Genomic DNA, 17,116 nt, shown 5'->3' with positions numbered 1-17,116 from the left:
ACCCCGCGCACGCCGAGGTCAGCACGCAGCGACCCCGGAAGCGCCGCCGCCGAGGCGCGCTCGTCGGGATCGTCGCGGGCGCCGCCGCGCTCGTCCTCCTGGTGGTGGGCGGCGGCATCGGGTACGCGAACGGCATGAGCACGCACGCCGCCGACCGGCCCGTCCGCGCCTTCCTCGACGACCTCGTCGCCGGCAGGGCCGGAGCTGCGCTCGAGGCGGCCGGCATCGAGCACGACGAGGGCGACGTGCTCCTCACCGACGCCGCGTACGCGAAGGCCGAACGGAAGGTCACCGGGTACCGCGTGGCAGCGGTCCGCACGAGCGGCGACAGTGCCTCGGTCACGGCCTACCTCCGGCAGGGCGGGCAGGACGTCTCCGCGACGTTCGACCTGGCCCGAACGGGCACCGAGTGGGGCGTGTTCCCGATCTGGAAGCTCGATCCGCCGAGGCTCGGTTCCGTCGACGTGTCGGTCCGCGGGCCGTCCCGCACCCCGGTCGAGGTCGCCGGTCGGTCGGTCACGACGTCGAAGGACGGCACGGCGACGCTCAGCGCCCTGCCGGGCACGTACAGCGTCGCGGTCCGGGGCGGCAAGTGGGTGGAGTCCTCCGCGCAGACCGCGACCGTCAGCGGTTTCGGCGGCACGTCGTCGAGCCCGGTCACGATGACCGCCACCCTCACCCGTGCGGGCGAGGACGCCGCGACGAAGGCGGTGGACGCCTGGGTGGACGCGTGCATCGCGTCGCACGAGCCCGCTCCGTCCGGCTGCAGCTTCTACGCCTACGGCGAGGACCCCTCGTACACCTACACGAACGAGCGCTGGACGCTCGACACCCGGCCCGTGGTCTCGGTGGGCGACTGGTCGTCCGAGGGCTGGCTCGTCACCACGACCACGTACGGTCGGGCGACGTTCTCCGCGGACATCTCGGGGCCGGGCGGCGTCGGCACGGCCTCCGCCGGACCGATGAACGTCAACGCGAGCGGGTACATCACCGGGTTCGACGGCGACGGCGCGACGTTCCGGTCGGCGGTCGCACCGACGACGTCGGACTCCGGTACCTGACGCAGGCGTCTGGATGCGGGAGCCGGCCTGGAGGCACGGCTCGCCCCCGCCCCGCACCGCACCTCCGGCGCACGGCCGGTCCCGCCGCCGACGCGCACCGCCCCGAGGGTCGCGGCCCCGCCGCCGCACGCGCGCGGCCGCCGGACGGGTGTTCGCCCAGAGCGGTCCCCACGGGCCTCCAGGGCGACGCGCCCGGATTGATTTCGGGTGGTGCCGCGGGTAGTCTCTACCGGGTGTGCGCCCTCGGGCGCGCCCGAAAAGTCCGGACGGCCGACTGGCCGCGACCGGACGAATCCGTCCCCCACCGATCCCTCCGCCGTCAGGCGGTCCTCGGTGTGGGACGAGGAAGCCGGCGGTCCGCGCCGGCCGGAGAGCACGAGCGAAGAACCAGGAGAACAGTTGCCTACTATCCAGCAGCTGGTTCGCAAGGGTCGTACGCCGAAGGTCACCAAGACCAAGGCGCCCGCCCTGAAGGCGAACCCCCAGCAGCGTGGTGTGTGCACCCGCGTCTACACCACCACCCCCAAGAAGCCGAACTCGGCACTGCGCAAGGTCGCTCGTGTCAAGCTCTCGAACGGCACCGAGGTCACGGCCTACATCCCCGGTGAGGGCCACAACCTCCAGGAGCACTCGATGGTGCTCGTCCGCGGCGGTCGTGTGAAGGACCTGCCCGGTGTCCGCTACAAGATCATCCGCGGTGCGCTCGACACGCAGGCCGTGAAGAACCGTAAGCAGGCGCGTAGCCGCTACGGCGCGAAGAAGGGTTGAGTCAATGCCTCGTAAGGGTCCCGCTCCCAAGCGTCCCGTCGTCGCAGACCCGGTCTACGGCGCGCCGATCGTCTCGCAGCTCGTGAACAAGATCCTGCTGGACGGCAAGAAGGGCCTCGCCGAGCGCATCGTCTACGGTGCACTCGAGGGCGTTTCCGCCAAGAACCAGCAGGACGCCGTCGCGACGCTCAAGAAGGCGCTCGACAACGTCCGCCCGACCCTCGAGGTCCGCAGCCGCCGCGTCGGTGGCTCGACCTACCAGGTCCCGGTCGAGGTCAAGCCGCACCGCGCGAACACCCTCGCGCTCCGCTGGCTGACCTCGTACGCCAAGGCCCGTCGCGAGAAGACGATGACCGAGCGTCTCATGAACGAGATCCTCGACGCGTCGAACGGTCTCGGTGCCGCGGTCAAGCGCCGTGAGGACACGCACAAGATGGCCGAGTCGAACAAGGCCTTCGCCCACTACCGCTGGTAGTCCCGGCACCGTTCCGGGGCGTCGGCGGTCAAGAACCCCGGCGCCCCGGAACGGACGCCCATCTCTCCTACAACTCTTCCGGAGGAACCCTGTGGCACAGGACGTGCTCACCGACCTGAACAAGGTCCGCAACATCGGCATCATGGCGCACATCGATGCCGGCAAGACCACGACGACCGAGCGCATCCTGTTCTACACGGGCATCACGCACAAGATCGGTGAGGTCCACGACGGCGCTGCGACGATGGACTGGATGGCGCAGGAGCAGGAGCGCGGCATCACGATCACGTCGGCCGCGACGACCTGCTTCTGGGACAACAACCAGATCAACATCATCGACACCCCCGGTCACGTGGACTTCACGGTCGAGGTGGAGCGTTCGCTCCGCGTCCTCGACGGTGCGGTCGCCGTCTTCGACGGCAAGGAGGGCGTCGAGCCCCAGTCCGAGACCGTGTGGCGTCAGGCCGACAAGTACGACGTCCCGCGCATCTGCTTCGTCAACAAGATGGACAAGCTCGGCGCCGACTTCTACTTCACCGTCGACACGATCGTCAACCGCCTCGGTGCGGAGCCGCTCGTGCTCCAGCTCCCGATCGGTGCCGAGAACGACTTCGTCGGTGTCGTCGACCTCATCGAGATGCACGCCAAGGTCTGGCCGGGCGACGCCAAGGGTGATGTCACCATGGGCGCCCAGTACGAGGTCCAGGAGATCCCCGCGGACCTCCAGGCCCGTGCCGAGGAGTACCGCGCGAAGCTGATCGAGCGCGTCGCCGAGTCCGACGACGCCCTGCTCGAGAAGTTCTTCGACGGCCAGGAGCTCACGAAGGACGAGATCCGGGCCGGTATCCGCAAGCTCACGATCGCGTCCGAGGTCTACCCGGTCCTCTGTGGCTCGGCGTTCAAGAACCGCGGTGTCCAGCCGATGCTCGACGCCGTCATCGCGTACCTCCCGTCGCCGCTCGACGTCCCGCCGATGATCGGCCACGACGTCAAGGACGAGGAGAAGGAGATCATCCGCAAGCCCGACGCCTCCGAGCCGTTCTCGGCCCTGGCGTTCAAGGTCGCGGTGCACCCCTTCTTCGGTCGCCTCACCTACGTCCGCGTCTACTCGGGCTCGATCGAGTCGGGTGCCCAGGTCATCAACTCGACCAAGGGCAAGAAGGAGCGCATCGGGAAGATCTTCCAGATGCACTCCAACAAGGAGAACCCGGTCGACAACGTGACCGCCGGCCACATCTACGCGGTCATCGGTCTCAAGGACACCACCACGGGTGACACCCTCTGCGACCCGAGCAACCAGGTCGTCCTCGAGTCGATGACGTTCCCGGAGCCGGTCATCGAGGTCGCCATCGAGCCGAACACGAAGGCCGACCAGGAGAAGCTCTCCACGGCCATCCAGAAGCTCGCCGAAGAGGACCCGACGTTCCGCGTCGAGCTCAACGCCGAGACCGGTCAGACCACGATCAAGGGCATGGGCGAGCTCCACCTCGACATCCTGGTCGACCGCATGAAGCGCGAGTTCAAGGTCGAGGCGTCGGTCGGCAAGCCGCAGGTGGCCTACCGCGAGACCCTGACCAAGCCGGTCGAGCGCTACGACTACACCCACAAGAAGCAGACCGGTGGTTCCGGTCAGTTCGCGAAGGTGCAGATCGCGCTCGAGCCCATGGAGGTCACGGCCGAGAAGGTCTACGAGTTCGAGAACGCCGTCACCGGTGGCCGCGTCCCGCGCGAGTACATCCCGTCGGTCGACGCCGGTATCCAGGACGCCATGCAGGTCGGCATCCTCGCCGGGTACCCGACGGTCGGCGTGAAGGCCATCCTCAAGGACGGTCAGTCGCACGACGTCGACTCGTCCGAGATGGCGTTCAAGATCGCCGGTTCGATGGCCTACAAGGAAGCCGCCCGCAAGGCCGGCCCGGTCATCCTCGAGCCGATCATGGCCGTCGAGGTCCGCACGCCCGAGGAGTACATGGGCGACGTGATCGGTGACCTGAACTCCCGTCGTGGCCAGATCGCCTCGATGGAGGACGCTTCGGGCGTCAAGGTGGTCCGCGCGAGCGTGCCGCTGTCCGAGATGTTCGGCTACGTCGGCGACCTCCGGTCGAAGACCTCTGGTCGCGCCGTCTACTCGATGACCTTCGAGACCTACGCACAGGTCCCGGCCAAGGTCGCCGAGGAGATCGTCGCGAAGAGCAAGGGGGAGTAGCGCTCCAGCGCTGCTCCACAGGCGGGGGTGCCCGGCGACGGGCCCCTCGTCACCAAGTACAGTTAAGACACAAACCACGCAGGCCAACGGTCGGGAACGACCGGGGGCGTGCGATCCGAGTCCTGAGGAGGACCCACAGTGGCCAAGGCCAAGTTCGAGCGCACCAAGCCGCACGTCAACATCGGAACCATCGGTCACGTCGACCACGGCAAGACCACGCTCACGGCGGCGATCACCAAGGTTCTGCACGACCAGTACCCGGACCTCAACGAGGCTCGTGACTTCGCGCAGATCGACAACGCTCCCGAGGAGCGCCAGCGCGGCATCACGATCAACATCTCGCACGTCGAGTACCAGACCGAGAAGCGTCACTACGCGCACGTCGACGCCCCCGGTCACGCCGACTACGTGAAGAACATGATCACGGGTGCGGCGCAGATGGACGGCGCGATCCTCGTGGTCGCCGCCACCGACGGCCCGATGCCCCAGACGCGTGAGCACGTCCTGCTCGCCCGCCAGGTCGGCGTCCCCTACATCGTCGTCGCGCTGAACAAGTCCGACATGGTGGACGACGAGGAGATCCTGGAGCTCGTCGAGCTCGAGGTCCGCGAGCTCCTCGGCTCGCAGGAGTTCGACGAGGACGCCCCCGTCGTGCAGGTCTCCGCTGTCGGCGCCCTCAACGGCGAAGAGAAGTGGGTCAAGTCCGTCCAGGACCTGATGGCCGCTGTCGACGAGAACGTCCCGGACCCGGTGCGCGCCACCGACCAGCCGTTCCTCATGCCGATCGAGGACGTCTTCACGATCACCGGTCGTGGCACCGTCATCACCGGTCGTGTCGAGCGTGGTCAGCTGAACGTCAACGCTGAGGTCGAGATCGTCGGCATCCGCCCGACGCAGAAGACCACCGTCACGGGCATCGAGATGTTCCGCAAGCTGCTCGACTCGGCTGAGGCCGGCGACAACGCGGGTCTGCTCCTCCGTGGCCTCAAGCGCGAGGACGTGGAGCGCGGCCAGGTCGTCGTGAAGCCGGGTACGGTCACGCCGCACACGAACTTCGAGGCGAACGCGTACATCCTGACGAAGGACGAGGGTGGGCGTCACAACCCGTTCTACGCGAACTACCGCCCGCAGTTCTACTTCCGCACCACCGACGTCACGGGTGTCATCACCCTCGACGAGGGCACCGAGATGGTCATGCCCGGTGACACCGTGCACATGTCGGTCGAGCTGATCCAGCCGATCGCCATGGAGGAGGGCCTCCGCTTCGCCATCCGTGAGGGTGGTCGTACGGTCGGCGCCGGTACGGTCGAGAAGATCGTCAAGTAACTCTCGTTACCTGCTGCAGCGGGGTCGGGCCTTCGGGTCCGGCCCCGCTGTCGTCGTTCTGGCTGTCGTCGTTCCCGGGGTCCTGTTCAGTCGACGTTCTCCCGCGCAGCGCGGACAAGACGTGAGGTTTCGTGCAGCATGTACGGCAAACGGCCGGAGGGACCGGCCATCGATCGGTCGGCGCGAGCCGGCCGGGCAGGGAGGGCACCATGGCCGGCTTCGACGACATCCAGAGGAACGTCTCCGCCAAGGCGGAGGAGGTCACCGACAAGGCGAAGGCCTTCGTCGACGAGAACAGGGACAAGATCGAGGAAGCGCTGAAGAGCGACAAGGCCGAAGAGGTCTCCGACACGATCATCCACGGCCTCGCCGACGGGCTGAAGAAGGTCACCGGCGGCAGGTTCGACGAGCAGATCGACACGACCGCGCGGGACCTCGACGACAAGATCGGGAACGACGGCGGCAGCACGGGCGCGTAGCGCGCCAGCGCGACCACCCACCGGACGGGAGGCACGGCTCAGCAGGTGAGTCGTGCCTCCCGTCCGCCACGTGGTGCCGACGGGCACCGTGCGGGGCTTGTCCCCACAAGGCGGGACGCCGTGTACCCCGCTCGGGGTGTTGTTGCGGTTTGCCGCAACTCGATACCGTCGAGTCGCGGGACCGCTCCGGTCCCGCCTGGTGACCCGAACACCCGCTTTCCCTCCCCCTCCGCAGGACCCTGCCTGCGGCCGGGTGCTGCGCGTCGTTCGCCGGTCGCCGTTCGCCGACCCGAAGGCACCCGATGCGCCCCACCCTGCTGTCCGTCCGTCCGCGCGCGCTGGCGATGTTGGTGGTGACGGCCCTCCTCGCCGGCCTCCTCGCCGTCTTCGCGATCGCGCAGCCCGCGGCTGCGGACTCGGTCGTCAGCGTCACGGCGAAGGCACCGACATCGGTCCTCAGCGGTGCTCCCGCGACGGTGACGCTCACGGCGAAGAACAGCACACCGGCGTCGGGCGGGACGGGGCTGTACAACCTCGGGTACTCGTACACGCTGCCGCCCGGGGTGTCCTACGTCACGGGCTCCGCGACCACCGACGGGCAGACGCTGACCGACCCGGTGCAGAGCGCGCTGGCGAACAACGCGGGGACGCTGCTCGTCTTCTCGAACGTGTCGGACCTGGTCGCGGGTGACCAGAAGTCGATCGCGTTCCGGGTCATGCCGTCGACGACGACGTTCCCCGTCGGGACCTCGTTCACGGGGACCGCGCAGGTCGCCGGCAGCGGTGACGCACGGATGATCCCGACGTTCGACGGCACGGGCCGACCGGCGACGAACACCACGAACTCCGCGACGACGACGTCGAACGCGACGGCCGTGTCGGCGATCACCGTGACGAAGGCCGAGGCGAGCCCCGAGCACGAACTGGTCCGCGGTGTCCACGACCACCCGACCGTGTACACGCTCACGGTGCAGAACACCGCGACGGCGCCGAGCAACAACGTGACCGTCACGGACTACCTGCCGGCCGGGCTCGAGTTCCTGCAGTGCGGCGGCGTCGACAACACCACGACCGGCCCCGAGTACCCGGGCGCTCCCGACCTGACGGCGGCGACGTCCGCGAACGCCACCGGGACGCTCACAGCCGCGAACTGCGCCACCCCGGTCAGCGTCACGACCGTGAACACCGTCCCCGGTCAGGGGTCCGCCGTGTTCACCAAGGTCGTCTGGAACATCACGCAGCTGACGAACACCCCCGTGACGATCCAGTACCTCGCCGCCGTGCCGCTGCGCGCGAACACCATGACGTTCCGCACGGGCAGCGGGACCCCGCCGGCCCCGACCTCGGCCGCACTCGGGAGCACCGCGGACCTCGACAACAACACGGGTCCCTCCACGCGGCAGAACGGCGCCAGCACCACGTCGAACGGTCAGTCGCAGCAGAACCTCGTCACCGCCGCCGGTACCTACACCGGTGCGGTGGGCGGGACGGCCACCGCGGCGCAGAGCGCATCGGACTCCGTGACCGTCGAGGCGATGGACCTCGCGGTCGCGAAGTCGGTCGACACCGGCGTCAGCGGCAACGTCTTCGCGGCGGGCAAGCAGGCGACGTACTCGCTCCTCATCCGCACGAGCGAGTACGAGTCCTCGCAGGGCATCACGCTGACCGACACGATCCCGGACGGCCTCTGCCCCGCGTTCCCGGCCGGCACGAAGACCACCGGGACGTTCCCCGCCGACTGCGACCCGAACCGGGTGTCGTCGCTCGACCAGACCCCGACGGTGACGCCGTCGTCGTCCACCGTCACGATCACGTCCGTGGCGTACGACGCGACCGCCGGGACCTTCGCGATGACGTTCGACCTCTCGGACCAGCCGACCGACGGCTCGCTGACCGTGTCGTACAAGGCGCTCATGCGCAGCTCGTACTCGGTGACCGGTTCCGGCGGGCCGACCGCCGCCGGTGACCGCTTCACCAACACGGTGCAGATGCGGGGCACCTCCACCGGTGTCCACGGCGACACCGGGACGACCCCCGTGGCCGACGACTCCCAGGCGTCGATCGTGTCGAACAGCCCTTCGATCGAGAAGGCCGTGCTGCCCCGCAGCCAGAGCGCCGGCGTGACGAAGGCGTCCGACTGCACGGCATCGACCCGGACCGGGTACACCACGACGACACCGTCCGACGCCTTCGTGCTCGGCGACGTCGTGTGCTTCCGCCTCCGGGTGGACTTCCCGGCGGGCGTCCAGAGCCGCAACGCGACCGTCACCGACATGCTCCCCGTCGGCACGACCGCAGCGGGATCGACCTGGACCGAGGGCACCGACTGGACCTACGGCGCCGAGAGCACCGTGCCGCGGTCCGACGTGGCACTGACCTCGTCGTCGTCGACCACCGGCTCCTTCGCCCTCGGACACCAGGTCGGCGGTGCCTCCGGCACGTACGTCGACGGTGACGGTCAAGCCGTCAGCCTCGTGCTCTACGTCGCCGCGACGATCGGGGCGCAGGGCTCCTCGTCCGCGAAGCCGGACATCCTCGCGAACCTCATGAAGTTCGCGCAGCAGAACACCGCCGGCTCCGTCACGAGCCTCCGCGCCCAGGTCGGGTACCCGGTCGCGGGCACGCCGACGGCGACGCTCGCGAAGGACATCGTCGCGGCCGACGGCTCCACGGTCTCGAACCCGGCGAACACGACCGAGGGGCAGGTGCTCGGCTACCGGCTCACGGTCGGCAACACCCCGGCGTCGGGGACGTCGAGCGCCATCGCGGACGTGGTCGTGTGGGACGCGCTCCCGGCGAACGTGACCTGCGCGATGATCACGAACACCTCTGACGGCGGGTCCTGCGCCGCCGCGCCGACCGGCGCCGCGTCGAAGTACACGAAGAACGCGTACCTGACCTGGACCATCCCGTCGATCGCCGCGAGCGCGACGAAGACCCTGACCTACAGCTTCACGGTGCCGTCGCCCGGGTACGTCGGGACGGCCTTCGCGAACAGCAGCTCCGTGGTCTCGTTCACCACCGCGACCGACAGCGGGTCCACCACGACGTGGATCCCGAAGCGCGGCACGAACGCCACCGCGTCGTCGACCGCCGGCACGGGTCAGGGGACCGCACCGCAGGCCGACGCCGGTCGCAGCATCGCGATCCCCGGCGCGACCGTCGCGAAGACCGGCGCCGCGACGACCTCCTCGTCGACGAACCTGTCCGGGAACACCGCGGCTCCCGGACAGGCGCTGCAGTACACCTACTCGGCCACCGTGCCGGCGAAGAGCAGCGTCGCGAACGCCACGCTCGTCGATCCGCTGCCGTCCGGTGTGGCGACCACGTCGGCATCGAGCTGGACGCTGACCTTCCCCGACGGCACCACCACGATCACCGTCCCGGCCTCCGCGCAGGGCACGGACGTGACGGGCACGTGGAACGGGCAGACCTACACGCTGACCGGCACCAGCTCCCGAGCGGGTGACGTGGTGTTCCCGGCCCTGTTCGACAACACCACGGGCGCGCCGGTCACCTTCTCCGTCACGGTCACCGGCCTCCGCGCCACCGCGGGCGTCGGGACCTGGCCGACGAGCACCGGAGGCGGGTTCTCGAGCGCGTCCGTCACGAACACCGCGACCTTCACCTCGACCCCGAGCGGCGGCACGAAGAACACCGCCACGGCGTCCAAGGCCATCGCCGTGCAGGCGCCGCAGCTCGGCATCACGAAGACCGACGACCTCGGCGGCCGCACGGTCGCGGGCGGCGACCGCGTCACCTGGACCCTGACCGCGAAGAACACCGCCGCCACCGCGGACTCCCGATCGACGATCGTCGCCGACTGCTTCCCGGACACGCTCACCCTGACCTCGAGCTCGTCCGGCGAGACCACCCTCACCGCCGCACAGCAGACCGCGCTCGGCTCGTGCCCGTCGGGGACCTCGGTGCACGCCTGGGACGTCGGCACCCTCGCGGCCGGCGCGTCGACGACCATCACCGTCGTCGCGACGGTCAAGCAGGACGCCCCGGCCGGGCAGACCTACCGCAACACCGCTCGTGTGCTCGGATCGTCGCTGACCACCGACTACGCGACCGCGAACAGCTCGTACGTCCAGGTCGCCCAGGCCACGGACGACGTCACGGTGTCGGGTCCGTCGATCGTCAAGCGACTCACGACCCCCACGTGGGACCCCGCCACCGGGGCGTCCACCGGGACCACGACCACCGACCCGACCCGCACCGATGCCGCGTCCGTCCGTCCGGGCGACGCGGCGACCTACACGGTCACGACGACGATCCCGGCGAACGTCGCACTGTTCGACGCGCAGGTGACGGACCGGCTCCCCGCCGGCGTCACGAGCAGCGGTGACCCGACCGTCGCCGTGACCGGCGCAGGGGTGACCGCCACCGCGAAGGTCTCCGGCGGCGTCGTCACCGTCGGCCTGTCGGACATCCCGAGCGGCCTCGACCACGCGGTCACGATCACCACCACCGTGCCCGTCACGGTCGGGACCGACCAGGTCGCGGGCGCCACGAGCTCGAACACGGCGACCTTCGCGTGGGACCGTTCCTCGAAGGGGACGACCCCGAGCGATGCCTCGGTCACGTCGAACCCCGCGAACGCGAAGGTCGTCGCACCGTCGCTCGCGATCGCGAAGACCGCGACCGTCGGCGCGCAGACCGGGACGGACGCGAAGGCCGAGCCCGGCCAGACCATCACCTACACCGTGACCACCACGAACGCCGGCTCACCCGCGTACGGCACGGCCGTGACCGACTGCGTCCCGGCCGGCATCGTGGTGGACGACTCCTCGCTCAGCGCTGACGGTGCGCAGCGCACCACCGACGCCGGGTGCCCCGGCGGCCGCATCACCTGGCCCGCCGCCGTCATCGGCGCCGGCGGCACCGTGACGCACTCCTACACCGCGAAGCTCGCCGACGACGCGACGCTCACCGGTGCGGCGCTCGTGAACACCGTGTCGACCGGCACCTACCGGTCCCTGTCGTCGAACGGCGCGAGCTACGCAGCGGCCGCCGCGAGCGCCGAGGTCACCCCGGCGTTCCCGTCGGTCGCCGTGACGAAGTCGAACGACACCGTGGGCGGGCTGAGCTACGTCGGCGTCCCCTCGGACTTCTCGGTGACGTTCACGAACACCGGCAGCGCCGCGACCTCGGTGTCCGCGAAGGACGCGCTGCCGGACAACTGGACGTACCAGCGCGGGAGCGCCACGGTCGCCCGCGACGGCGGCGCGGGAACCGCGGTCGCCGACCCGGCCTCGAGCGGCTCGACCCTCACGTGGTCGGACCTCGGGGCGCTCGACGCGAACAGCGTCCTCGTGCTCCACTACCGCGCGGTGCCGGGCTCCGGCGCCACCACCGACCCGGGTGCCGGGACCGCCGTGGCGCACACCAACCACGTCACCGCGACCGTCACGAGCGCCTCGGGCGGCACGGGCTCCGCGAACGGTCCCTTCGTGTCCTACCCCGGCGGCGGGTCCGACGCGACCGCGGTGGCGCGCATCGGCGCGGCCGACCTCGCCGTGACGAAGACCGCCACGAAGCAGCAGGTCGTCGCAGGCGCCACCACGGCGAAGGCCTGGACGATCCGGGTCGCGAACACCGGTGACGACGACGCGCACGGCACCACCGTCGTCGACCGGACGCCCGCCCTGCCGGACGGGGCGACGCTGACGTTCTCGGGCTCCGGCTGGAGCTGCACGGCCGTCGACGGAGGCTGGTCCTGCGTCAACGGTGCCACCGTCGCCGCGGGCTCGTCCTTCCCGGAGCTCGACGTCGCCCTGACGCTGCCCGCCGGTGCCGCACTCGACCCGATCACGAACACGGCGACCATCGAGCAGGGCACCGGGCAGACCTTCGACCCGGACGCGACGAACGACCGCGACTCCGCCACCGTCACCCCGGTCGCGATCGCCGACCTCGCGCTGACGAAGACCGGACCCGCCTCGGTCCGGGCGGGCGGGACCGTGAGCTGGACGCTCAGCGTGCAGAACCTGCGCGACCCGTCCGAGCAGAGCACGTCCGACGCACGCGGCACCGTCACGGTCTCGGACACCCTGCCGGACACGGTCACCGCGGTCGACGCCTCCGGTGACGGATGGGACTGCACCGTGTCGGGCAACACCGTCACCTGCACCCGCGACGGCCTCGCGAGCGGGACCACCGCGCCCGTCGTCACCGTCGACGCCACGGTGCACGCCGACGTCACCCGCTCCCAGACGGTGGACAACACCGCGACGGTCGCCGTCGACCCCGAGCGGACGACCGACCCGGACGGTGCGAACGACACCGACGACGTCACGAGCACCGTCGACGACGGCACCGCGCTGACGATCGCCAAGGCCTTCGACGGCACCCTCGTCGCCGGCTCCACCGCGGACTGGACGATCACGGTGACGAACACCGGGACGGCCGACGCGCGGAAGGTGCAGGTCACCGACGCCCTCGAGTCCGGCACCGAGCTCGCCGGCAGCGGTGCGCAGACCGACGGCGCCTGGACCTGCGACGCTCCGAGCAGCGCGCGGGAGCGGGTGACGTGCGACCTCGACGGCACCCTCGCCGCAGGGGGGAGCACGACGTTCACGCTCACCGTGCGCACGCCCTCGTCGCTCGACGGACGCCTCGACAACACGGCGGTCGTGACGGCCGACAACGCCGTGACGCAGAGCGCCGTCGCGAACAGCGACGCCACGCAGACCGTGGGGCTGTCGGTGACGAAGACGGCCGACGTGCGCTCGGTCGACGCCGGCCGTGACGTCACCTACACGATCACGGTCGCCAACCCCGACGGACCGAGCGACCTCCCCGCCGGGGACGCCGGGACCCCGAGCGTCCGAGTGCAGGACACCCTGCCCGCCGGCGTGGAGTTCGTCGGACTCGACGCCGCGACGGCCCGGCACTGGACGCTCGAGTCGAACACGGGTCGCGTGCTCACGCTCGTGAGCACCGACGGCATCGCCGCGGGCGCGACCGACCCCGACACCATCGTGCTGACCGTGCACGTACCCGCCTCGGCGAGCGCGGGCGACGTCGTCAACACCGTGACGGCAGCGCCCGTCACCGCGACGGGCGCCACCGCCCACGCCGACGCGACCGTCACGGTCACGACCCACGCCGACCTCTCGATCGTCAAGGAGCGCACGAGCGCTGCCACGGCGGACGCCGGCACCGCGGTCGCGTACGACGTCACCGTCCACAACGACGGGCCGTCCGACGCGCAGCGCGCGAGCTGGACGGACACCGCGCCGAGCGGCATGACGATCACCCGGGTCACGACGGACGACGCCGGGTGGGAGCAGGGCGCCGACGTCACCACCTGGACGACCGACACGTTCCCGGCGGGCGCCACGACCGTGTTCCACGTCACGGCGACGATCGCCTCCGGCGCTCCCGCGGGAACGCTCCGCAACACCGCCACGGTGTCGAGCGCGACCGACGACCCGGTGGCCGGCAACGACAGCAGCTCCGCCGACGTCGAGGTGACGACCCACGCCGCACTCGGCCTGGTGAAGACCCCGGTCGCGAAGGTCGGTGACACGACGGCCGCGGGGACGGTCACGGCCGGGACCGACCAGGTCTGGCTCCTGCAGGTGCGCAACGCCGGCCCGTCCGACGCGCAGCCGGCGACGGTCGTCACCGACGACCTGCCCACCGGACTGACCTTCCGTGCGGCGTCCGGCAGCGGTTGGACCTGCGACGCCACGACCACGCCGGGCACGGTGGTGTGCGACCTCGCCACCACCGTGGTCGCCGGCGAGGACGCGCCCGCGCTCTGGCTCACCACCGCGGTGTCGTCCGGCTTCACCCCCGACACGCTCGTCAACACGGCCCGCGTGACGGGGTCGGGCACCCCCACCGCCCCCGGCACGAACGGCGGCGCGGCGAGCGCGATCACGGTCGACCAGGTCGCGAACGTCGCGATCGCCCTCGGCCACCGCGGCACCGCGGTCATCGGCACCGACCTGCCCGAGACGGTCCAGGTCCGGAACGCCGGGTCCTCCGACGCGCAGCACGTCACCGCGACGTACACGCTGCCCAGGGGGCTGACCTACGTGTCCACCGAGGCGGACCGGGCATGGACGGTCACGGACGTGACCCGGAACCGGGACGGTTCCACGACCGTGACGTTCGCACTGGCGGGGAGCCTGCCGGCCGGCACGCTCGCCCCGGTCATCACGGTGCACCAGGAGCCGACCGCTGCGGCGTACCCGGGCGTGGAACCGACGGCGACGGTCACGACGAGCACCACCGAGACCACCCTCGCCGACAACGACGCCTCGGACGACCTCGCGGTCGCCCCCGCCTCCGCCCTGTCGGTCACGAAGACCCACACCGGACAGCTCGTCCGGGGGCGGACCGTCGGCTACACCCTGACGGTCCGCAACGCGGGACACACCGAGGACCCGGGCCCCGTCGTCGTGACGGACCGGCTGCCCGCCGGCCTCGCGTTCGTGAGCGTCGACGACCGCGCCGGCACCTGCGTCACCGGGCAGACCGTGCGCTGCACGCTCAGCGAACCCCTGCCCGTCGGCGGCGAGGTCGCGTTCCAGCTCACCGTCCGCGTCGCCACCGACGCACCCGACCACATCACGAACACCGCGACGGTCGCGTCGGGGACGACGCAGGTGACGCCCGCGGGCGCGACCGCGTTGCCCGGTGACCCGATGCGCGCGAGCGACCCGGCTCCGGTGCGCCCGGCCCCGGAGGCGCGAGCGCTCGCCTTCACGGGTGCTGCCGGCCTCGGCATCGGCGCGCTCATCGCGATCCTTACGATGACGGCGGGCGGTGTCCTGCTGGTCCTGCGGCGACGCCGACGCGCGTAGCCGGCCACGACACGGACGGGAGGCACGGTGCCAGCGCGCACCGTGCCTCCCGTCCGTCACAGGGTCGGGTGGGCATGCTCGGAGAGGTGACCCGTCTCCGACGCTCCGCGACCGGCGGTCGCGGCTACCACCGCGTCCGCTCCGGCCGCGGCTTCTCCTACCGCGACCCGGACGGGAAGACCGTCACCGACCCGGCCGTCCGCCAGCGCCTCGAGGACCTCGTCATCCCGCCGGCCTGGGACGACGTCTGGATCTCGCCGTACGACAACGGGCACATCCTGGCGACGGGCATCGACGGCGCGGGACGCCGGCAGTACATGTACCACCCGGGGTGGCGCGAGCGCATGGACCGGATCAAGTACGACCGCGCGCTCGCCCTCGCCGAGTCGCTCCCGTCGGCCCGACGGATGGTCACGCAGGACCTCCGGCGTCCGGAGCCCGACCGGCAGCGGGCGCTCGCGGCGGCCTTCCGGATGCTCGACCAGGGCTCGCTCCGTGTCGGTTCCGAGCGGTACGCGACCGAGCACGGCAGCCGCGGCCTCTCGACGCTGCTCTGCGCCCACGCCCACGTCTCCGGCGACGACATCGAGCTCGACTTCCCGGGCAAGAGCGGACAGGAGTGGTCGTCGTCGATCCACGACCCCGACCTCGCGACGGTGATCGCCGGCATGAAGCGCCGCGGCCCGAACGCGCGACTGCTCTCGTTCCGGGAGCGCCGCGGGGCCGAGTGGGAGCCGCTCTCCGCCGAGGACATCAACGCCTACGTCAAGGAGCGGGCGGGCGAGGAGTTCACCGCGAAGGACTTCCGCACGCTGCACGGCACCGTCGCCGCCGCGGTGGACCTGGCGAAGACCGGGCCGGAGTCGAGCCAGGCGAAGCGGAAGAAGGCCGTGTCGCACGCGGTGAAGGCCGCGAGCGAGGAACTCGGGAACACCCCGACCGTCTGTCGTCAGAGCTACATCGACCCCCGCCTGCTCGACGCCTACGAGCACGGCGAGACGATCGATCCCGCACGTCTGCACGCCGCCGAGTCCGAGGTGCGTGCGCTGCTCTACCGGCAGTGACCGCTGACGCCGTCCGATGACGTACCGTTGACCACCGTGCCGCCCACCCCACACCCGGCACGGAAGGACCCCCGACAGTCGTGACCGACGAGTGCATCCACGGTTTCCCCACCGAGCTCTGCGACATCTGCGCCCCCCGCCAGCGGGAGACCCCCGCCGAACCCACCGCCCCGGCGCCCCGCCGGACCCGCATCACCACCGACCTCCGCTCCACGCCCGCTCCCTCGCGGGTGCCCGGCGGCCCGCTCCGCTCGGCCGTCCCCGACCTCCCGGAGCCCCGGGTCTTCGCCTCGCTGCGTGCACACCACGCGACGCACATCGACAACCTGCCCGGCATCGTGTCCGACGGTGCGATCGTGGCCGCCGCCGAGGCCAACCCGGCCGTGGACGTCAGCTCGACGGCCACCCGGACGGCCCGGTCCGAGGCGTCCGCTCCGGACGGGTCGCCCGTCGCCGGTCACGTCGCCTTCGCCCTGTCGCCCGACGCGACCCGCTGGGACGAGCTCCGCCGCGGCGCCGAGGGGGAGCGGTGGTCCGACGCCGCCCGCCGGACCCGTGCGACCGACTACGTCGTGCTCGTCGTCCCGGTGTCCGCGTTCGGCGCCTCGGTGATCGTGGCCGACCAGGACGCCGAGGCCGAGGACGTCCGGTTCGCGGTCGGTCCCGAGGCCGCGACGAACCTCATCCGCCGCACCGACTTCACCGATCCGGAGATGCACGGCCTCGAGCTGCTCGCCGGGCCGAGCGTGCCGTTCTCGTCCGTCGCCGTGATCGGCGTGCCGAACGACCGCGCACGCCAGCAGGTGAAGGCGATCCTCGCCGAGCACGGCGGCCACGCGCCCCGGGTCGCCGTCTTCCCGCCGTGGTTCGTGCCCCCCGTGACCGCCGAGTAGTCCTCGTCGTTCCCGAGAGGCC

Annotated in this window: 9 protein-coding genes; all 9 read left to right on the top strand. The window is 71.1% G+C overall.

All coding sequences use genetic code 11. The features are described 5' to 3' along the window. Positions 1–1,061 (top strand): hypothetical protein (locus ACSW7Y_RS09810; RefSeq protein WP_438126109.1); only part of this gene is annotated, 1,061 nt, incomplete at its 5' end. 399 nt (positions 1,062–1,460) lie between these two features. Further along, positions 1,461–1,829, top strand: a complete 369-nt coding sequence (rpsL, locus tag ACSW7Y_RS09805; protein WP_017885540.1) for a 30S ribosomal protein S12 — start codon at positions 1,461–1,463, stop codon at positions 1,827–1,829. A 4-nt stretch (positions 1,830–1,833) separates the two neighbouring features. Further along, positions 1,834–2,304 (top strand): 30S ribosomal protein S7, encoded by a 471-nt coding sequence (gene rpsG, locus ACSW7Y_RS09800; protein WP_022903294.1) that lies wholly within the window; start codon positions 1,834–1,836, stop codon positions 2,302–2,304. Positions 2,305–2,395: 91 nt separating this feature from the next. Further along, complete coding sequence (fusA, locus tag ACSW7Y_RS09795; protein ID WP_438126108.1) at positions 2,396–4,510, top strand: elongation factor G; 2,115 nt, start codon at positions 2,396–2,398, stop codon at positions 4,508–4,510. Between the two features lie 138 nt (positions 4,511–4,648). Continuing rightward, positions 4,649–5,836, top strand: a complete 1,188-nt coding sequence (tuf, locus tag ACSW7Y_RS09790; protein ID WP_058724696.1) for an elongation factor Tu — start codon at positions 4,649–4,651, stop codon at positions 5,834–5,836. A gap of 209 nt (positions 5,837–6,045) precedes the next feature. Then, positions 6,046–6,315 carry an antitoxin gene (locus ACSW7Y_RS09785; RefSeq protein ID WP_438126107.1) on the top strand — a complete coding sequence of 90 codons (270 nt, stop codon included), beginning with the start codon at positions 6,046–6,048 and terminating at the stop codon, positions 6,313–6,315. A gap of 302 nt (positions 6,316–6,617) precedes the next feature. Beyond that, a complete protein-coding gene (locus ACSW7Y_RS09780) occupies positions 6,618–15,137 on the top strand; it encodes a beta strand repeat-containing protein (RefSeq protein WP_438126106.1) in 8,520 nt (2,839 codons plus the stop codon). A gap of 86 nt (positions 15,138–15,223) precedes the next feature. Further along, a complete protein-coding gene (locus ACSW7Y_RS09775; RefSeq protein WP_438126105.1) occupies positions 15,224–16,201 on the top strand; it encodes a DNA topoisomerase IB in 978 nt (325 codons plus the stop codon). A gap of 80 nt (positions 16,202–16,281) precedes the next feature. Next, entirely contained in the window at positions 16,282–17,094 is an 813-nt protein-coding gene (locus tag ACSW7Y_RS09770; RefSeq protein WP_438126104.1) for a DarT ssDNA thymidine ADP-ribosyltransferase family protein, read from the top strand. Positions 17,095–17,116: the final 22 nt, after the last annotated feature.

It is taken from the genome of Curtobacterium flaccumfaciens (genome assembly GCF_051548005.1).
Lineage (GTDB): Bacteria > Actinomycetota > Actinomycetes > Actinomycetales > Microbacteriaceae > Curtobacterium.
Note: the sequence above shows the minus strand (reverse complement) of the source record. Positions and strands in the feature narration are given on the sequence as shown.

Coding starts and splice junctions, on each gene's coding strand:
- rpsG (WP_022903294.1), top strand. CDS start 1,834: ATGCCTCGTAAGGGTCCCGCTCCCAAGCGTCCCGTCGTCGCAGACCCG.
- ACSW7Y_RS09785 (WP_438126107.1), top strand. CDS start 6,046: ATGGCCGGCTTCGACGACATCCAGAGGAACGTCTCCGCCAAGGCGGAG.
- ACSW7Y_RS09780 (WP_438126106.1), top strand. CDS start 6,618: ATGCGCCCCACCCTGCTGTCCGTCCGTCCGCGCGCGCTGGCGATGTTG.